The sequence below is a fragment of the Cryobacterium sp. Y11 genome, assembly GCF_002929535.1.
In the GTDB taxonomy this organism is placed as follows: domain Bacteria; phylum Actinomycetota; class Actinomycetes; order Actinomycetales; family Microbacteriaceae; genus Cryobacterium.
Map to the genome: position 1 here is coordinate 1 of NZ_PJJO01000048.1, position 17573 is coordinate 17573.

Annotated in this window: 20 protein-coding genes, 1 tRNA gene and 1 riboswitch; of the genes, 14 read left to right on the forward strand and 7 right to left on the reverse strand. The window is 64.5% G+C overall.

Going from position 1 to position 17573, the window contains the following annotated elements; genetic code table 11:
• Positions 1-667 (reverse strand): alcohol dehydrogenase catalytic domain-containing protein (locus CXY75_RS03645; protein WP_158251108.1); only part of this gene is annotated, 667 nt, incomplete at its 3' end.
• Positions 668-905: 238 nt separating this feature from the next.
• A complete protein-coding gene (locus tag CXY75_RS03650) occupies positions 906-1727 on the reverse strand; it encodes an aldo/keto reductase (RefSeq protein WP_104081499.1) in 822 nt (273 codons plus the stop codon).
• Positions 1728-2088: 361 nt separating this feature from the next.
• On the opposite strand from CXY75_RS03650, the gene gatC reads away from it, so the two are divergent.
• The 7 genes from gatC (at position 2089) to CXY75_RS03685 (ending at position 8634) form a co-directional block, all read left to right on the forward strand.
• Positions 2089-2385, forward strand: coding sequence for an Asp-tRNA(Asn)/Glu-tRNA(Gln) amidotransferase subunit GatC (gene gatC / locus CXY75_RS03655; protein ID WP_104081500.1), 297 nt, complete (start codon positions 2089-2091; stop codon positions 2383-2385).
• Positions 2386-2387: 2 nt separating this feature from the next.
• The gene (gene gatA / locus CXY75_RS03660) at positions 2388-3935 is read left to right on the forward strand and encodes an Asp-tRNA(Asn)/Glu-tRNA(Gln) amidotransferase subunit GatA (protein ID WP_104081501.1); all 1548 of its coding nucleotides are present in this window, start codon (positions 2388-2390) and stop codon (positions 3933-3935) included.
• Complete coding sequence (gatB, locus tag CXY75_RS03665) at positions 3935-5458, forward strand: Asp-tRNA(Asn)/Glu-tRNA(Gln) amidotransferase subunit GatB (protein ID WP_104081502.1); 1524 nt, start codon at positions 3935-3937, stop codon at positions 5456-5458. Before gatA ends, gatB begins: the two co-directional genes overlap by 1 nt.
• A gap of 3 nt (positions 5459-5461) precedes the next feature.
• Positions 5462-5728, forward strand: coding sequence for a hypothetical protein (locus CXY75_RS03670; protein ID WP_104081503.1), 267 nt, complete (start codon positions 5462-5464; stop codon positions 5726-5728).
• An 83-nt stretch (positions 5729-5811) separates the two neighbouring features.
• Entirely contained in the window at positions 5812-6867 is a 1056-nt protein-coding gene (locus CXY75_RS03675; RefSeq protein WP_233201719.1) for a VIT1/CCC1 transporter family protein, read from the forward strand.
• A 200-nt stretch (positions 6868-7067) separates the two neighbouring features.
• Entirely contained in the window at positions 7068-8285 is a 1218-nt protein-coding gene (gene dinB / locus CXY75_RS03680; RefSeq protein WP_104081505.1) for a DNA polymerase IV, read from the forward strand.
• A 22-nt stretch (positions 8286-8307) separates the two neighbouring features.
• Positions 8308-8634 (forward strand): hypothetical protein, encoded by a 327-nt coding sequence (locus tag CXY75_RS03685; protein ID WP_104081506.1) that lies wholly within the window; start codon positions 8308-8310, stop codon positions 8632-8634.
• Positions 8635-8761: 127 nt separating this feature from the next.
• Here CXY75_RS03685 and CXY75_RS19395 read toward each other — a convergent pair whose 3' ends face one another.
• Positions 8762-9004: a hypothetical protein gene (locus CXY75_RS19395; RefSeq protein ID WP_146069354.1), complete on the reverse strand. Its 243-nt coding sequence runs from the start codon at positions 9002-9004 to the stop codon at positions 8762-8764.
• A 42-nt stretch (positions 9005-9046) separates the two neighbouring features.
• A riboswitch (TPP riboswitch) is annotated at positions 9047-9157 on the forward strand.
• A 32-nt stretch (positions 9158-9189) separates the two neighbouring features.
• Here CXY75_RS19395 and CXY75_RS03690 point away from each other — a divergent pair.
• The 5 genes from CXY75_RS03690 to CXY75_RS03710 all read left to right on the forward strand — a co-directional run bounded on the left by CXY75_RS03690 (position 9190) and on the right by CXY75_RS03710 (position 13129).
• Complete coding sequence (locus CXY75_RS03690) at positions 9190-9837, forward strand: ECF transporter S component (RefSeq protein WP_104081507.1); 648 nt, start codon at positions 9190-9192, stop codon at positions 9835-9837.
• A gap of 3 nt (positions 9838-9840) precedes the next feature.
• Positions 9841-11370, forward strand: coding sequence for an ABC transporter ATP-binding protein (locus CXY75_RS03695; protein ID WP_104081508.1), 1530 nt, complete (start codon positions 9841-9843; stop codon positions 11368-11370).
• A complete protein-coding gene (locus CXY75_RS03700) occupies positions 11367-12161 on the forward strand; it encodes an energy-coupling factor transporter transmembrane protein EcfT (protein WP_104081509.1) in 795 nt (264 codons plus the stop codon). Before CXY75_RS03695 ends, CXY75_RS03700 begins: the two co-directional genes overlap by 4 nt.
• A 7-nt stretch (positions 12162-12168) precedes the next feature.
• Positions 12169-12735: a hypothetical protein gene (locus tag CXY75_RS03705; RefSeq protein WP_104081510.1), complete on the forward strand. Its 567-nt coding sequence runs from the start codon at positions 12169-12171 to the stop codon at positions 12733-12735.
• Between the two features lie 121 nt (positions 12736-12856).
• Entirely contained in the window at positions 12857-13129 is a 273-nt protein-coding gene (locus CXY75_RS03710; RefSeq protein WP_104081511.1) for a hypothetical protein, read from the forward strand.
• A gap of 6 nt (positions 13130-13135) precedes the next feature.
• Here the strand turns inward: CXY75_RS03710 and CXY75_RS03715 are convergent, their stop codons facing one another.
• The 4 genes from CXY75_RS03715 to orn all read right to left on the reverse strand — a co-directional run bounded on the left by CXY75_RS03715 (position 13136) and on the right by orn (position 15662).
• Complete coding sequence (locus CXY75_RS03715; protein ID WP_104081512.1) at positions 13136-14437, reverse strand: hypothetical protein; 1302 nt, start codon at positions 14435-14437, stop codon at positions 13136-13138.
• A gap of 24 nt (positions 14438-14461) precedes the next feature.
• On the reverse strand, positions 14462-14812 hold the full coding sequence (locus CXY75_RS03720) for a metallopeptidase family protein (protein ID WP_104081513.1): 351 nt from the start codon (positions 14810-14812) through the stop codon (positions 14462-14464).
• A 25-nt stretch (positions 14813-14837) separates the two neighbouring features.
• Positions 14838-14913, reverse strand: a tRNA-His gene (locus tag CXY75_RS03725).
• 44 nt (positions 14914-14957) lie between these two features.
• Positions 14958-15662: an oligoribonuclease gene (orn, locus tag CXY75_RS03730; RefSeq protein WP_104081514.1), complete on the reverse strand. Its 705-nt coding sequence runs from the start codon at positions 15660-15662 to the stop codon at positions 14958-14960.
• A gap of 40 nt (positions 15663-15702) precedes the next feature.
• Between orn and CXY75_RS03735 the strand changes: the two genes are divergently transcribed.
• Positions 15703-16005 (forward strand): thioredoxin, encoded by a 303-nt coding sequence (locus CXY75_RS03735; RefSeq protein WP_369826658.1) that lies wholly within the window; start codon positions 15703-15705, stop codon positions 16003-16005.
• Positions 16006-16008: 3 nt separating this feature from the next.
• A complete protein-coding gene (locus CXY75_RS03740; protein ID WP_199182361.1) occupies positions 16009-17520 on the forward strand; it encodes an ABC transporter substrate-binding protein in 1512 nt (503 codons plus the stop codon).
• Positions 17521-17573 lie beyond the last annotated feature (53 nt).

Here is a 17573-nt window from a genome sequence, read left to right on the forward strand (position 1 = left end):
CGCCGATCTGCTCGGCGAGAGCCAGCCGGTCTGGGCGTCGGTCCACGACCCAGACTTTACTGGCGCCCTTGATTGTGGCAGACAGAGCCGCCATGAGCCCGACCGGACCTGCACCGTAGATCACGACCGTGTCGCCGGGAATCACGCCGGCCATTTCGGTAGCGTGGTAGCCGGTCGGAAAGATGTCCGAGAGCATCACGTAATCGTTTTGCTTTTCCACTGCGTCATCACCCAGGCGCAGGCAGTTGCTGTCGCCGTAGGGCACACGCAGCATTTGGGCCTGCCCGCCGGGGTACGGACCCATTCCGGCGAAGCCGTAGGCGGCGCCGGCGCCGACCGGGTCTGGTTGAGTGGTCATGCAGTAGTTGGTGAAACCGCGTTCGCAATTCTTGCAAAACCCGCAAGATATATTGAACGGCAGCACGACTCGATCGCCGATCTTGACGGCGTCGACGCCGTTTCCGATCTCGATGACCTCGCCCATGTTCTCGTGACCAAACGTGCGGCCCACCTCAAAATCGGTGCGTCCTTCGTACATGTGCAAATCCGAACCGCAAATATTTGTTGCCGTAATGCGGACGAGAACGTCAGTGGGACGTTCGATCTTGGCATCAGGAACGTCTTCAACACTGACGTCGTTCGGACCCTTGTAAACAACTGCCTTCATTTCTCTTCACTCCCTGAATGTCATGACCGTGAGAGACGGACGGTCCGTCTTCACTTTCGGAGGTTTTCAATGGATGAATGTCCAGGCAGTCTGATGCTGCGCGGAAAGTGGGAATAACTCAGTTTTATCATGATCGAAGTTAACCTGCCAGCATTCGTCTCAGGGGCGCGACAGCGCTCTGACCGGATCAATGGAACGCGACTGCGCCAAAACGCTCGTCACGACAGAGTGGACGGCGTCACAGAATATCGAGCGGCTGCTTGCTGCGGGGCGCCGGAAATGCATTATCCAGGGATGCTAAATCCTCGGCATCGAGAACTACCGCGCCCGCACCGACGTTCTGATGTACATGCTCGATCGACGAAGCCTTGGGAATCGCGATGACGCCGGGTTGTCTGATGACCCAGGCCAGTGCAATTTGGGCACCCGTCACTCCGTGGCGCTCTCCGATCTCGGTCAATAGTGGATGCTCGAGCAAGGACGGTCCCTGGCCGAGTGGCGAATAAGCCATGAGCGGCATGCCCATGCGTTGCTGCCAGGGTAGGAGATCAAACTCGATGCCTCGACTGCCCAGGTTGTAGAGCACCTGATTGGTAGCACATCCATGAGGCGCTTGCTTCAGCTCGTCACGATCAAAATTCGATACACCCCAGCTCCGAATCTTGCCAGCCGCACGGAGCCGTTCGAACCCGTCGACGGTTTCGAGGAGTGGAAAACTGCCGGACCAATGCAGCAAATAGACATCGAGTCGATCGGTTCCAAGCCGTCGCAAGCTGCGCTCGCACGCAGCGACAACGCCGCTGCGGCTCGCGTTGTGCGGGTACACCTTGCTGACCAGCACGACCTCATCGCGGTGACCGCGGATGGCCTCGCCGACCAATTCCTCGGAGGCGCCGTCGCCATACATTTCGGCGGTGTCGATCACGGTCAGGCCAGCGTCGATCCCTGCCCGAAGGGCCGCCACTTCCGTGACTCGCTTCGTGGCATCTTCACCGAGATACCAGGTTCCCTGTCCAATGACAGGTACCCGGATGCCGTCAAAAAAGTCGGTATCGCGCATGCGCTTTCCTCCAAATTGTGTATTTACAGGCGGTCGCTTGACGTTCCTCGATACTTCGTACAATCAGATCTCGCATCGAGAGTACGGTTCCACTTCGGTTCCGCTTCATGATGATTACCCGTGAACCTGCCAGAGTGCTCTGCACGGCCGCTTCACCTCGGATTTATTGGCACCGTAAAGTCTCTCTTCCTGTCATTGGTGACACCACTCGTCATGTGATCAGCGCGAAGCGGCCGACCGGTGCCTCGTCCACAGCGGAGCCGAGACGAACTTCACCAGTCGCGTGAAAAGGTGGTGCGCATGGGCTGGCGGCGCTGACGAATAAGATTGAAATGTCCACCACGATCCGTATCGGAGCACCATGTCTGAAATCACGGCCGAGCAGGTTGCCCATTTGGCGTACCTTGCCCGGATCGACCTCAGCCCCCTTGAGATCACCAATCTCACCCACGACCTCGGGCAGATTGTCGACTCGATCGCCAAGGTCTCTGAGGTGGCCACCGCTGACACCCCGGCCACGAGTCACCCGATGCCGCTGACCAACGTGTTCCGTGAAGACATTGTCGTGCCGTCTCTGACGGTCGAGCAAGCTCTCTCCGGTGCCCCAGACCGCGCCGGCGACAAATTCCGTGTGCCCGCTATTTTGGACGAGGAATAACCATGCCCTATCTCACCAAACTTTCCGCCGCCGCGCTGAGCGACCTGCTGGTGCGCAAGGAGGTCAGCGCGGTTGAAGCGACCCGCTCCCACCTCGACCACATCACGGCCGTCGACGCCGACCTGCACGCTTTTCTACACGTCGCCGCCGACGCCGCCCTTGAGACCGCCGCCCAGGTCGACGCCCGCCGTGCTGCCGGCGAAACGTTGAACCCGCTCGCCGGAGTGCCGATCGCGATTAAAGATGTGCTCGCTACTCGGGACATGCCCACTACTGCCGGGTCGAAAATTCTCGAGGGCTGGGTTCCGCCCTATGACGCGACCGTTGTCGCCCGCCTGCGTGCGGCCGGCCTGGTGCTGCTCGGTAAGACCAACATGGACGAGTTCGCCATGGGGTCATCGACCGAACACTCCGCCTATGGCGTCACTCGCAACCCCTGGGACCGCGACCGCATCCCGGGTGGTTCCGGTGGCGGTTCAGCCGCGGCCGTCGCCTCCTTTCAAGCACCGCTCGCCCTCGGCAGCGACACCGGCGGATCGATCCGCCAGCCCGCCGCTGTAACCGGTTCGGTCGGCGTCAAGCCCACTTACGGCGGAGTCTCCCGCTACGGTGCGATCGCCCTGGCCTCCAGCCTCGACCAGGTCGGTCCGGTTTCCCGCACGGTCTACGACGCCGCCCTGCTGCACGATGTCATCGGTGGTCACGACCCGCTCGACTCGACCTCGCTGACCGAGAGCTGGCCTTCGATGGCCGTCGCCGCCCGCGAAGGACTCAAGGACGGCGCCCTCAAAGGCCTCCGCGTTGGCATCATCAAAGAACTCTCCGGCGATGGCTTCCAGGCTGGTGTCACGCAACGCTTCAACGAGACCCTCGCGTTGCTCGTCGCCGCCGGCGCCGAGATTACAGAAATTTCGGCCCCGAACTTCGAGTACGCCGTCGCGGCCTACTACCTTATTTTGCCGGCCGAAGCGTCGAGCAACCTGGCCCGCTTCGACTCGGTGCGCTTTGGCATTCGGGTTAACCCGCACAGCGGCTCGCTCACCAGCGAGCACGTGATGAGCGCCACCCGCGAGGCGGGTTTTGGCCCCGAGGTCAAGCGCCGCATCATTCTCGGCACCTACGCCCTCAGCGCCGGCTATTACGACGCCTACTACGGCAGCGCGCAGAAAGTACGCACGCTCATTCAGCGTGACTTCGCCGCCGCGTTCAGCCAGGTCGACGTGCTGATGTCACCGAGCGCCCCGACCACCGCGTTCAAGTTCGGTGAGAAGCTCGCCGACCCGATGGCCATGTACATCAACGACGTGACGACCATCCCGGCGAATCTTGCCGGAGTGCCCGGCATGAGCATCCCGATGGGCCTCGCACCCGAAGACGGTCTGCCGGTCGGCCTGCAGATCATGGCACCCGCCAAAGCGGATGCCCGCCTCTACACCGTCGGCGCGGCCATCGAGCAGTTGCTTGAAGAACGCTGGGGGCACACCATGCTCAGCCAGGCACCGGCTCTGACCCCAACCGAAATGTTTGCCAGCGAAGAAGGAGCCGTCTGATGCCCAACGCAGAAAAGAAGAACCGGGCTGAATTGATGGACTTCGACACAGCACTCGAACTGTTCGAGCCGGTGCTCGGCTTCGAGGTACACGTTGAACTGAACACTAAAACCAAAATGTTCTGCGGCTGCGCCAACGAGTTCGGCTCCGGCGCCAACACGAACACCTGCCCCACCTGCCTCGGCCTGCCGGGCGGTCTGCCGCAGGTGAACAAGAAGGCGCTGGAATCCAGTATCCGTTTGGGGCTGGCTTTGGGCTGTGAAATTGCGGAGCACTCGCGGTTCGCTCGCAAGAACTACTTTTACCCCGACACGGCGAAGAACTTTCAAACCAGCCAGTACGACGACCCGATTGCGCATGACGGATCGATCACGATCGAACTCGAGAGCGGCCGTCTGGTCACCGTCGAGATCGAACGCGCCCACATGGAAGACGACGCCGGCAAGCTCACCCACATGGGAGGGGCGACCGGACGCATCCAAGGGGCCGACTACTCGCTCGTCGACTACAACCGCGGCGGTGTGCCACTGGTTGAGATCGTCACCCAGATGATCGAGGGCGCCGAACACGACGCCCCCGAGATCGGCAAAACCTACGTCGCGGCCATTCGCGAGATCGCCAAGGCGCTCGGCGTCTCCAACGCCCGCATGGAAGAGGGCAACGTGCGCTGCGACGCCAACGTCTCCCTGCGCCCGCGCGGCTCGAACGTGCTCGGCACCCGCACCGAAACCAAGAACGTCAACTCGCTGAGAAGCGTCGAGCGCGCCGTGCGCTACGAGATCCAGCGTCAGGCGGCCGTGCTGGCCGGCGGCGGAACCATCACGCAGGAGACTCGGCACTGGCACGAAGACACCGGCATCACCAGTGCCGGGCGGCCCAAGAGCGACGCCGATGACTACCGTTACTTTCCCGAGCCTGACCTGCTGCCGATGGCGCCGTCGCGTGAATGGGTCGAAGAGCTGCGTCTGACCCTGCCCGAGCCGCCCGCCGCCCGCCGCAAGCGCTTGCAGGCGGCGTGGGGTTTTGCGAACCTTGAATTTCAGGACGTCGTCAACTCCGACCTGCTCGACGCGGTCGAGGCGACCGTCGCCGCCGGGGCATCCGCTCAGGCCGCGCGCAAGTGGTGGACCGGCGAAATCGCCCGGCTCGCCAACGTGGCCGGTGTCGCCGCGGACTCGCTGGTGACGCCGGAGCAGCTGGCCGCGCTGATCCAGCTGGTTGAGGCCGGCACCCTCACCGACCGGTTGGCCCGCCAGGTGCTCGAGGGCGTCATCGCCGGCGAAGGCACCCCAGCCGAGGTCGTCGAGAGCCGCGGCCTGGCCGTGGTCTCCGACGACGGTGCGCTCATCGCTGCCATCGACGCCGCTCTACTCGGCCAGCCCGATGTGCTGGCCAAGATTCGCGATGGCAAGGTGCAGGCCGCCGGCGCCGTCATCGGCGCGGTTATGAAGGCCATGCGCGGGCAAGCGGATGCCGCGCGCGTGCGCGAACTCGTGCTCGAACGAGCCCAGGCGATCGAGTAGCAGATGACAATTCAGGCCTTCGGCGTGGGTGTGCAGGTCATCGTGCACCTGGACCGCACCCGCTTTCCCGACTCCCTGCTCGATGACCCAATCGGCGTCATTGTGGCGGCGGGGGAGTCGGAGGGAGCCGGCCTGTACGCGCCGACCATGGTGCGTGAGAAATTCTGGGTCGTTCGGTTTGAGGAACCCTTCTTCGGACTCGACGGATCCGGCCCGCACGACTCGGCGCGCATCCCGCAGAGCTTTCTTGAAGCAGCGCCGGAAGCGTGAGCGGCGAAAGTACGGGGAATGCGGATGGTTCCGGGACGGCGGGCGGCTCCGGGCTCGACGGGCGTGTCGCGTCGAACCGGGACATCCGTCGCTGGCGCCAATATCTGGCCGACGAACAGGCCGAGGCTGCGGTCTATCGCGACCTCGCCAACCGCCGTGCCGGCGAGGAACGGCAGATTCTGCTCGCCCTCTCAGACGCCGAGGGGCGGCACGAAGAACACTGGCGCCAATTGCTGGGCAGCGACATCGGCTCGCCTCGCCGTGGTGCGTTTCGCACCCGGTTTCTCGGGCTCCTCGCCCGACGCTTTGGTTCCGTCTTCGTGCTTGCCCTCGCCCAACGAGCCGAAGGGCGCTCGCCCTACGACGCCGATAACGACGCCACCAATGCCATGGCCGCCGACGAAACCGTGCACGAGGAGGTCGTGCGTGGCCTCGCTGCGCGTGGCCGAAAACGCCTCTCGGGAACTTTCCGGGCCGCCGTTTTCGGCATCAACGACGGACTCGTCAGCAACCTCGCCCTAGTTCTTGGTATCGGAGCTACCGGGGTGCCGGCCGCGACGATTCTATTCACCGGCATCGCCGGGCTGTTGGCCGGGGCACTGTCGATGGGCGCAGGCGAATACGTTTCGGTGCGCTCCCAGCGGGAACTTCTCGAAGCCTCAACGCCCGCGGATCCGACCAAGAGTGTGCTTTCGCACCTCGACCTCGCTGCCAACGAGCTAACTTTGGTCTACCGGGCACGGGGCCTGTCCGAGGAGGACGCAGAGATTCACGCTCGCGCCGACCTGGCCACCGCGTACCAGGCGACGGGCCCGGTTACCACTGTCGTCAAGCACGCCATACCCGACGAACACGAGGCCATTGGAACCGGTGCCGGCGCGGCATTGTCCAGTTTCTGCTTCTTCGCCTCGGGCGCGCTGCTGCCCGTGTTGCCCTATCTGTTCGGTATGACGGGCTTCGCGGCCATCATTCTGGCGACCGTGCTGGTGAGCGTTGCCCTGCTCGGCACCGGCGCAGTCGTCGGGTTGCTCTCTGGTGGTCCGCCGCTCAAACGGGCCCTGCGCCAGCTGCTCATCGGACTCGGAGCCGCCGCGGTCACTTACCTGCTCGGCCTGATCTTCGGTACGGCTCTCGGCTAACCTGCTTCGCGAGCTAGTGGTGGCTTTTCGGTGACCTAATCAGGAAATCCAGGCCTTTTTCCACGCGGAGCGCTTGTTTTTGGGCCGTGAGGGACTGACTGCCTTGTTCTTCCTGAATCCGCCATGGGAAACTTGGTGGTGCAGCGGCGTCTGACCGAGGGCGGTAGTGCCGACGCCTGGGATCGGGTTAGGGTTTTTCGGTGGGTAGACAGGACGGCAGCGGCAGGCAGGTTTCGGACGACGACGTCGACGACAGTTCGGCGACCGTTCTGCACGTCGACCTCGATGCGTTCTTCGTGTCGGTCGAGCTGCTCAGCCACCCCGAATTCGTCGACCAGCCGGTGATCGTGGGTCATCGCGGTGGCCGTTCGGTGGTCACGGCGGCCAACTACATTGCCCGGCGCTACGGCGTGAACTCAGCCATGCCGATGGTGCTCGCACTGCGACAGTGTCCAAACGCCATCGTGCTCGAACCGCACATGGGGCTCTATCGTGATTTTTCTACGCGGGTCATGAGAATTTTCGACGACGTGACCCCGCTCGTGGAGCGGCTCGGCATCGACGAGGCCTTCCTCGACGTGGCCGGCGCGACCAATCTGTTCGGCTCCCCGGCGGTGATCGGCGAACTCATTCGGGCGCGGGTGTTTGCCGAGACCGGGCTGGTTTGTTCGGTCGGCGCGGCCTCGACCAAATTCGTCGCCAAGCTGGCCTCCGGCCTGGCCAAACCCGACGGTCTGCTCGTCGTGCCGGCCGAGGCGACCATCGAGTTTCTGCATCCGCTGCCCGTGACCGATCTCTGGGGCGTTGGCGCGGCCACCGAGCAGGCGCTGACGCGCCTGGGCTTGAAAGTCATCGGCGATATTGCACACACCCCCCTGGCGGTGCTGCAGAAGTCGCTGGGGGAGGCATCCGGTCACAAACTATTCGAATTGTCCTGGGGTCGTGATCCGCGCTCGGTGACGCTCGAACGCGAGGAGAAAAGCGTGGGGCACGAGGTCACCTTTGAACACGACGTAACGGATGTCGACCGGTTGCGCAGTGAATTGCTGCGGCAGTGTGACCTCGTCGCGGCGAGGTTGCGCAGAAGCGGGCTGGTCGGGCGTCGTGTTGCCTTGAAGCTGCGCTACACGGACTTCAGCACGGTCACCCGGTCGCGCACGCTTGCCGAACCGACCAACGTTGGGCGGCGCATTTATGAGGAGGCCGTGGCTTCATTCGATCTGCTCGCCGTTTCTGGCGTTCGGGTGCGCCTGATTGGTGTGCGTGCCGAGCAGCTGGGAACGGCATCCGGGTCGGTGGGTCTGTGGGATCCGGATGAGGATTGGCGCGGCGCCGAACTCGCCGTTGACACCGTGACGAAACGATTCGGCGCCGGAACAGTGCGCCCGGCCTCGCACTTCACGCCTGACGAGAAGTAGCCTTTGCCGGTAGCCTAGTGGCATGACCAGCCTCCCGGAAAAACTCGCAGAAACATTCCGCTCCGCCGGTGTGAAATCGGCCTACGGCGATCCCGTGCAAATTGACGGCGCGACGCTGGTACCGGTTGCACTCGTGTATTACGGCTTCGGGGGCGGCGATGCCGGTGAAGCTGGTGGCGGCTCCGGTGGCGGTGGAGGGGGAGTGTCGCTGCCGATCGGCGCCTATGTGAAGTCGGGCGGAACCGCACACTTCGAACCCAACGTCATCGCCCTGCTCGCCGTCGGTGTTCCGTTTTTGCTGATTGCCGGGCGCACCCTGGCCCGAGTAATTCGAGCCCTCAAGAAGTAGCCCCCCTCTCCCTGTTTCCGGGCCCGGGTCCGGACACCGGGCCCATGGTAGATCATGGGCCCGCGGAGCTCGGGTGGGCCCGGTGAAGTTGACGCTGGAGCGGCGCGCCAGCGCGGGCAGGGAAGGTTTAGTGTGGGCGGCCCGGCCGAGTGCGGCGCGGGCGTGGTTCGCGACGTAATCGACGGCTGCGGCGCGGCGCGCGCGCGAAGCGGCGGCGCAACCAGAGGGGTACTCGCGGGCGCAGCCAATCCGGAAAATGCCACGGGCCACTCACCGGCAGACCCTGGGCGATGCGTCGACGCCGGAGGATGAAACGGCGCAGGAACAGAAGATACAGCGCCGCCAACACGAGCAAAATTCCGATGCTCATGTCATGGTTCCCATGCCGTCAGTCTAGGCGTGGCACTAGACTCGAACTGAACACGGGAGTCCGGTACACCGGGCTGAGAGGAAGCTATCGAAGCTTCGACCGTCGAACCTGATCTGGATCATGCCAGCGCAGGGAGGCTTCTCGATCCCGTGCCCTGTATTCACCTACGGAAAGGGCACGTCACAGTGCACGCAACAACGGCATCACTCAAGCAATCCGTTCCACTACGACCCACGAAACGCAACTACCGCTGGCGTGTCGTCGACATCGTCGTCGCGAGCGTCATCGGTGTCGCCAGCGGCATCATCTTCTGGGCCTGGGGCCTCGCCTGGTCGCCGCTCAGCGCAATTCTCGCCTTCACGCCCGGCCTCGAAGGCCTCTTGGCCGGGGGCTGGTTGTTTGCTGGGGTGCTCGGCGGTCTCATCATCCGCAAGCCAGGCGCCGCCGTGTACACCGAGGTCGTCGCGGCCGTCGTGTCGATGCTCATTGGCACCCAGTGGGGCTTTTCCACGCTGATCTGGGGCGTTGTTGAGGGCTTGGGCGCCGAAATAATTCTCGCCCTGTTCCTGTATAGCAACTGGCGCCTCGGCGTTGCGCTGCTCGCCGGCGCCGGCGCCGGTGTGGCGGTCGGCCTGCTCGATACGACCTTCACGAGCTATGCGGCACTGGACTTTGGCTACAAGGCCGTCTACTTCGTCTCCGCTGTGGTATCGGGAACCATACTGGCCGGGCTTTTGTCCTGGCTCGCCGTGCGCGGCCTGGCCCGCACCGGCGCCCTGAGCAGGTTCGCTGCCGGTCGGGAGGGTTCGCGGGCGGCGTCCGCGCTGAGCTAACGGATGCCTGCTCCATCGTCATTCACACCCGGTCGCGCCTCCCACATCCGCGCCGCGCAGATTCGTGCACGTGCCTGGGGCTGGCGCCACGCTGGTCGGCACACCCAGGCAGTATCCGGCCTCGACCTCGTGATCGAGCCCGGCGAACGGGTACTGCTACTCGGTGCCAGCGGGGCGGGTAAGAGCACCCTGGTGCACGCGCTTGCCGGGGTGCTCGGCGACGCCGAAGACGGCGACGAGACGGGCTCGCTGCTCATCGACGGTCACCGCGCAGCGGAAGCTCGTGGACGGGTCGGCTTGGTACTGCAAGACCCGGACTCCCAGGTCGTGCTCGCCCGAATCGGCGACGACGTAGCGTTCGGCTGCGAGAATCTCGCCGTACCCCGCGCCGAGATCTGGCCACGGGTGCGACAGGCCCTGGCCGAGGTCGGCCTGGACCTGCCCCTCGACCACCCCACCTCGAGCCTGAGCGGCGGGCAGAAACAGCGCCTCGCCCTGGCCGGCGTGTTAGCCATGCAGCCGGGGCTGCTGCTGCTCGACGAACCGACCGCGAACCTCGACCCCGCTGGTGTCATCGAGGTGCGCGACGCCGTCGTGCGTTCCCTCGACCATTCCGGGGCGACGTTCGTCGTGATCGAGCACCGAGTGGAGGTGTGGCAGCACATCGTCGACCGTGTGATCGTGCTCGATCCGGCCGGAGGTGTGCTCGCCGACGGCCCGACGCGCGAGATTCTGGCGAGCCAGGGTGAAAGACTGGCGCACGCCGGAGTGTGGGTGCCGGCCCTTCCGCCACGGTTCCCAACGCGCCACCAGGTCACGGCCTCCGAGACTCTGCTATGGGCCGAGGGGCTGGCGGTCGGTCGCGTTCCGTTTGCTCGGCGCGCGGCATCCGTTGTCGCCGATGGAATTACCCTCGCCGTCGCCGCCGGCACGGCTACCGTCGTGACCGGCCCGAACGGCGCCGGCAAATCAACCCTCGCGCTCACCCTCGCCGGGTTGCTCGCTCCGGCCGGCGGATCGCTGCGTGCGAGCGATTTTTTCGCGGCCGGCATCAACTCCGAGCCACATCGGTGGCGCTCGAAACAGCTGTTGAACCGTATCGGTACCGTCTTTCAGGACCCGGAGCACCAGTTTCTGGCCGCTACCGTGCGAGACGACCTGCTGATCGGGCCGCGCGCCCTCGGGCTCAGTCTGGCCGAGCAGACCAGTCGGGTCGACGAATTGATGCACCGGCTGCGCCTCGATCACCTCGCCGACGCCAACCCATTCACCCTGTCAGGCGGCGAAAAGAGACGGATGTCCGTCGCCACCGTTATCGCCACCCGTCCCCGCCTGCTCGTGCTCGACGAGCCAACCTTCGGGCAGGACTCTCGCACCTGGCAGGAGCTGGTGGCATTTCTGGCCGAATTGCTCGACGCTGGCACGGCGCTCGTCGCGGTGACCCACGATGCCCAGTTTGTCAGCGCCCTCGCCGACGAGGAATATCGGCTGGCCTCGACCGACCCAATCAGACTCGGGGTGGGAACATCATGAGCCTCTTGACCCCCACGATTCGCCCAAGCGTTGTCGCCCGACTCAACCCGGTCGCCAAGCTCGCCGTCGCCCTCATCGTGAGCTGTGCCCTGCTGCTCTCGATCGACTGGGTGTCGGCGGGCGTTGCTCTGCTACTCGAAGCCGTGCTGCTGATCTGGTGCGGCCTGAGTGCCCGCCAATTCTGGCTGCGCACCGCACCGGTCTGGATCGCCGCCCCGATGGCATCGATCACCACGATTCTCTACGGCGAAGACTCCGGCCCGCTGCTTGGGCAATTCGGATTCATCTCGGTGACGGAGGGGTCGGCGCTGCTCGGGCTGGCAATTGGCCTGCGCGTGCTCGCCATCGGCCTGCCGGGTATCGTGCTGTTAGCCACGACCGATCCGACCGATCTGGCCGACGGACTGGCCCAGGTGCTGCGGCTACCGGCCCGATTTGTGCTCGGCGGCCTGGCGGGGCTTCGCCTGGTGGGAATGTTCATCGAAGACTGGCACTCGCTCTCCCTCGCCCGCCGGGCCCGCGGGGTCGGTGACGGCGGCGGAGTGCGCGGTGCGGCCCGGCGTTTCTTCGGCCCAGCATTCGCTCTGCTTGTGATCTCGGTTCGTCGGGGCAGCAAACTCGCCACCGCCATGGAAGCACGCGGATTCGGCAGCGACGAACCGCGCACCTGGGCCAGGCCGTCGCGGGTTCGAACCGCCGACGCCGTTCTCGTGGGCATGGGCTTCGCCATCGCCGGCATCGCCATTGCCGTAGCGGTGTGGGCCGAAACCTGGAGCTTTGTTCTTGCCTGATCGTGGGATGCCTGATCGCAACGTTTCGCACGGGGCACTGTTGGCGCCGGTGCTGCACGCCATCGCCGCTGCAGGGCCGAACCCGACGGTCCTCATCGACGGGCCGAGCGGCGCGGGCAAGAGTACCCTAGCCGATGCCCTCCTGGCCCAGTGGCCGAGCAATCAAACGCCGCAACTTGTGCGCATGGACGATATCTACCCCGGCTGGGACGGCCTCGACGCGGCGATCCGGCAGTTGCGCCGGTATGTGCTCGGGCCCCGGCATGCCGGGCAGCCCGCGTCCTGGCAGCGCTACGACTGGTCCGAGAACCAGCCGGCGGAGTGGCATCCGCTTGATACCGCCCGACCGCTCATCGTGGAAGGCTGCGGAACCCTCGCGGCAGCGCCGGCGGCGTTCAGCGACGTGCGGGTGTGGCTGGGCGCCGACGACGACCTGCGCAAACAACGAGCGCTTGACCGCGACGGCGATGCGTTCCGCACGCACTGGGATCAGTGGCAGCAGGAATGGGCGACCTACCTTGAGCAGGGCAGACCAGAACGTCGTGCGACTGTACGCGTACGAGCCAGCACGTGATCGGCGGATGCCCACGGTACGCCTGTGGCCCTCGTGGGAACGCGCGCCAACTTCTCAAATACGCGCCGCGACGTGCGAGTATGCCGGGCGCCGCAGGCCGCAGGGGACTAGATTGGCTGCCATGACCAGTTCCAACCGTGACGATGCCGGTGAACCCACCCTGTATATCGCCGAGTTCATCGACGGCCCGCTCGAAGGGCACACCGATTCGCGCTCGCTCCTGCACGGCAAACACGCGCCCCGCATCAGCATGGTCGCCGCTGTCGCCGGTCTCGAGTCGGTGTTCTGGTACGACGAGGTCGACGAACGTGACGTGAGCGGGCAACGCCGCGTACGCTACGCCTTCGACGAGGGCGAGAGCGACCCGGTCGAGGCGGAGATCGATCCGATCTAGGCCGGTTCAGCTCCGGGAATCCAGTAGCGCCGTGATCATCATGACCGGATGCAGCAGGCGCCAGCCCGTTCCCGGGTCGTTAATGGGTTGGTCGAGTTTCAGCGCCGCCGAGAGCTCTTCACCGGCGACGGTGAGCCGTACCTGTCCGACGTTTGCGCCCGTGCGGGACGTGGCGAAGTCTTTGAGCGTGACCGTCGCCGCCTCGGGGGTGGTGGCCTGCCAGGCATACCGGGTGCGGGAAACGCCGACCACGGCCGCAGCCTCATCGCCCCACGCGGATTCAAACGTCGCGTAGGTGTCGCCGGCGGCCAGCACGGGCAGCGGTCCGATGCCAGCGCGGGCGCTGGCCATGAGGGCCGTCACGTCGGCGGACAGGTCATCGTAGGTCGGCTCGCCGATAAAAGCGCCGGAGAACGTGAAACTCGACGCGCCGTCGCTGACCGTGGCGGTGAATAGAAAACAGACGCCGGCGGCATCCGTGTAGCTGCGCGAAATACCGGTGATACCTTCTTCTGGCAGATAGGACGTGGTGTTTTCAACACCGCGGCGGTTCGCCAGAGCGGATGCGGGACTCGCCAGTATCGCAGAGACGATCGGGTCGGTCGCGGCGAGGCCCGCGAGCCGAGCCAGATCGGTAGCGGTCCCGGCGCTCGCATCGTGCAGTCCGGTCGCGTCCACAACGGCGGAGCCGGTCAGCCCGTTTTCGACGAGCCAGGTGTTGGCGGCCTCAACGTAGGCGTCAACCGAACCGAACGCCCAGCGGGCCACGGTGTCGGCGTGATTGTTGCTCGAGCCGAGCAGCAACGCCTGCAACAATTCCAGCTCGGTCCATTGTTCGTCAGCGAAGACCGCCACCGAGCGGGCACCGATCTGGTCGTAGTCCAGGTAGCTCTGAAAGTCGGCAGCGGTGAGGTCCACGATGGGCCCGGTCTCGCCCGCCACGATCGGCTTGAAGTCGAGAACGACGAGGGCGGTCACCACCTTGGCTACCGAAGCCATCGGCAGGGCTTCGGCGGTACCAGCAACCGCGATCGGCTCCGCAGCACCCGTCGAGCCAGTGCCCGCACCGATCGATGTCGTCCCCGACGTATCGCTCGTCGTGGCCGCCACCACGGCGATGGCGCTCGCGCCGTTAACCGGCAGTACCGGGGGAGTGGGGGCCGCGGCGCCAACGGGAGGCGTGACCGTCGTGGCCGTAACGGCGGGCAGGGGCCCGAGTAGTGTGGCCGGACCGTACACCCCGATACCCAGAATCACGACGGTTCCGACCAGGATTCCGACAAGACGGCCAGGACGGAAGGAGCTCATCCCCCCAGGGTAGTCCGCGAGGCGTCAGCTCCAGCCGAGCTCGTGCAGCCTGTCGTCGTCAATGCCATAGAAATGCGCGATTTCGTGCACGAGGGTGATGTGAATTTCCTCGTGCAGATCCTCGAGGGTGTCACAGATGGCGAGCAGCGGCTCCCGGTACAGCACGATGCGATCGGGCATCTCACCGAAGCCGTACTGCCCGCGTTCGGTGAGCGCGACCCCGTCATACAGGCCCAGGGTGTCGAGGGTGCCGTCCTCTGGGCGATCCTCAACCACGAAGATGATGTTATCGAGGCCGTCAACCATGTCATCAGGAAGCAGGTCGAGCTCGTCAACGACGAGCCGCTCAAATTCGGACGCGTCGAGGTCAAACATCGAGGTTTCGCTTGCGATATTTCATTGGGGTGAGTAACGGGGATTGAACCCGCGACCTCCTGGACCACAACCAGGCGCTCTGCCAACTGAGCTATACCCACCATGCGTCCCCACGCTTACAACGCGGGGCAACTCAGCAATCCTATTACACCTCGGAGGCGAATAAGTGCACGACCTCGGCGGCCTGCGACTTGGCTTCGTCGCTCGAGGGGCCGGGATCGGCGACAAATACCGTCTGACGGTAGTAGGCGAGCTCCCGAATGGACTCGAGAATATCGGCTAGTGCGCGGTGGCCGCCGTCTTTGGTGGGGGCGTTGAAGTAAACGCGCGGGTACCAGCGACGGGCCAGTTCTTTGATCGACGACACGTCGACATTGCGGTAGTGCAGCTGGTTGTCGAGGCGCGGCATGTAGCGGGTGAGGAAGGCACGATCGGTGCCGATAGAGTTGCCAGCCAGGGGAGCCCGCTGCTCAGCCGGAATGAACTTCAAGACGTACTCGAGAACCTGGTATTCCGCTTCCGCGGCGCTCACGCCGCCCGGAATCTCCGTAATGAGGCCCGAGGAGGTGTGCATGTTGCGCACAAAATCGCCCATGTTTTCTAGGGCAGAATCGTTGGGCTTGATGATGATATCGAGACCAGGGTCAAGCACATTGAGGTCGTAGTCGGTGATGACGACGGCGATCTCGACAAGCTCGTCGCGGTCAAGGTCGAGCCCGGTCATCTCGCAGTCGATCCAGACCAGGCGATCGGGACTCTTGGAGGTCGGGGCCTTCGCCGCCGCAGTGGTTGGGGTCTCGACGGGCGTGGGGGCGGTCGTCGGTGCTGTACCAGTCGTGCTGTTCGTCATGCAACGAGTCTACCGGTGGCCCCCGACAGGGCCTGTAAACTTGAACGACACTGTTTTTTTGCGCGTTATCTGCGAGGCCCTGATGGAATTTACCCTGTATTCGTCGTCATTCTGCGAACCGTGCATGCAGACGCGTGCCGTGCTCGCCGAGGCGAAACGGCTCGTGCCCGGCTCGACCGTTCGCGAGATTGATGTGGCCAGTGCCCCCGAAGAAGCCGAGGCGCTGCTCATTCGTAACACCCCCACCGTCATCATTACCAACGGTGTTGGTACCGAGGTTTTTCGGGCGGCCGGCGTTCCGACCCTGGCTCAGGTTCTCGTAGCCGCCGCTAAAGCGCTCTGACTGATGAGGGCCCACACTCGTCGCCCGGTTCTCGCTGGCATCGCGACAGCCGTGATGGCGTCGCTGGCCCTGGTCGGGTGCTCTACCGGGTCTGCGTCCACCGACGACGCGGTCAACACCGCATTGACCGTTGGGCTGCTGGCCACGCCCAGCAACCTCGATTACACGACGACCGCCGGTGCGGCCATTCCGCAGGCGCTGCTCTACAACGTGTACGAGGGACTAGTCAAACTCGACAACGACGGCACCATCCACCCCCTGTTGGCACAGTCGTGGACGGTCAGCGGTGATGGCCTGGTCTATGACTTTGTGCTCCAGGAGGGCGTGACATTCTCGGACGGCTCACCGTTCACGGCCGACAGCGTCAAGTTCAGCCTCGAACGCGTGAAGGCCAACTGGACCGCGAACGGCCCGGCCTACCTGGATTCGATTGCCAGCATCGAGGCCGTCAGTGACACCCAGGCTCGGATTACGTTGTCCAAGCCGAGCAACAGCTGGCTGTTCAACATGACCGGTCCGGTCGGCACGATGTTCACCGAATCTGGTGTTGCCAACCTGGCCACCGACGCGATTGGTACCGGGCCGTACACGGTGGCTTCTTTCCAGACCGGCGACAGCCTGGTGCTCGCAGCCAACACTGAGTATTGGGGCGAGGCGCCGTATCTGACCGATGTCCGGCTGCGCTATTTCACCGATACGACGGCGCAGACCAACGCCCTACTGAGCGGTGACATCAACCTCATCTCGGGCATCTCGCAGTTTCAGCTGGTCGACCAGTTCAAGTCGAACGCCGACTTTCAGGTGCTCGAGGGTACCAGCACCGGTGAAGTCACCTTGTCAATGAATAATGCCAGCGAGGCCTTCAGCGACGTTCGCGTGCGGCAGGCAGTCATGTACGCCATCGATCGATCGGCCGTCATGGATACGGTGAGCAGCGGCTACGGTCTGTTGATCGGCTCCATGGTTGCGCCAACTGACCCCTGGTACGACGCCAGCCTGGCCGACCTGTACCCCTATGATCCCGACAAGGCCACCGAACTGCTCGATGCGGCCGGAGTCCGTGACCTGAGTGTGGCGTTCAAGATCCCCAACCTTCCGTACGCCGTCGCTGGCGCTCAGGTGGTCAAAGACCAGCTTGCCCAGGTGGGAATCACCGCCAACGTGACAACGCTGGAATTTCCCGCGCTGTGGCTTGACGAGGTCTTCGCCCAGCACGACTACGACATGTCGCTCATCATGCACAGCGAGCCGCGCGACGTGACCGCCTTCGCCGCACGCAGCTACTACGCCGGCTACGATTCGCCCGAGGTGATGGCGCAATTCGCTCAAGCGGATGCTGCCGACCCGGCCACGTACATCGACCTCATGAAGCAGGCCACGACAACCATGGCCGAAGAAGCCGCCGCCGATTGGCTCTACCTGCAGCCGGCCATCTCCATCGGCGAGGCGGATCTACTCGGCGTGCCGAAGAATACCCCGAGCCTGGCGCTGGATCTGTCCAACATCTCCCGGTAGCGCCGGTGAGCGCCGGTACCGGTACGGTGGTCTTCGATCGGTCGAATCAGTCA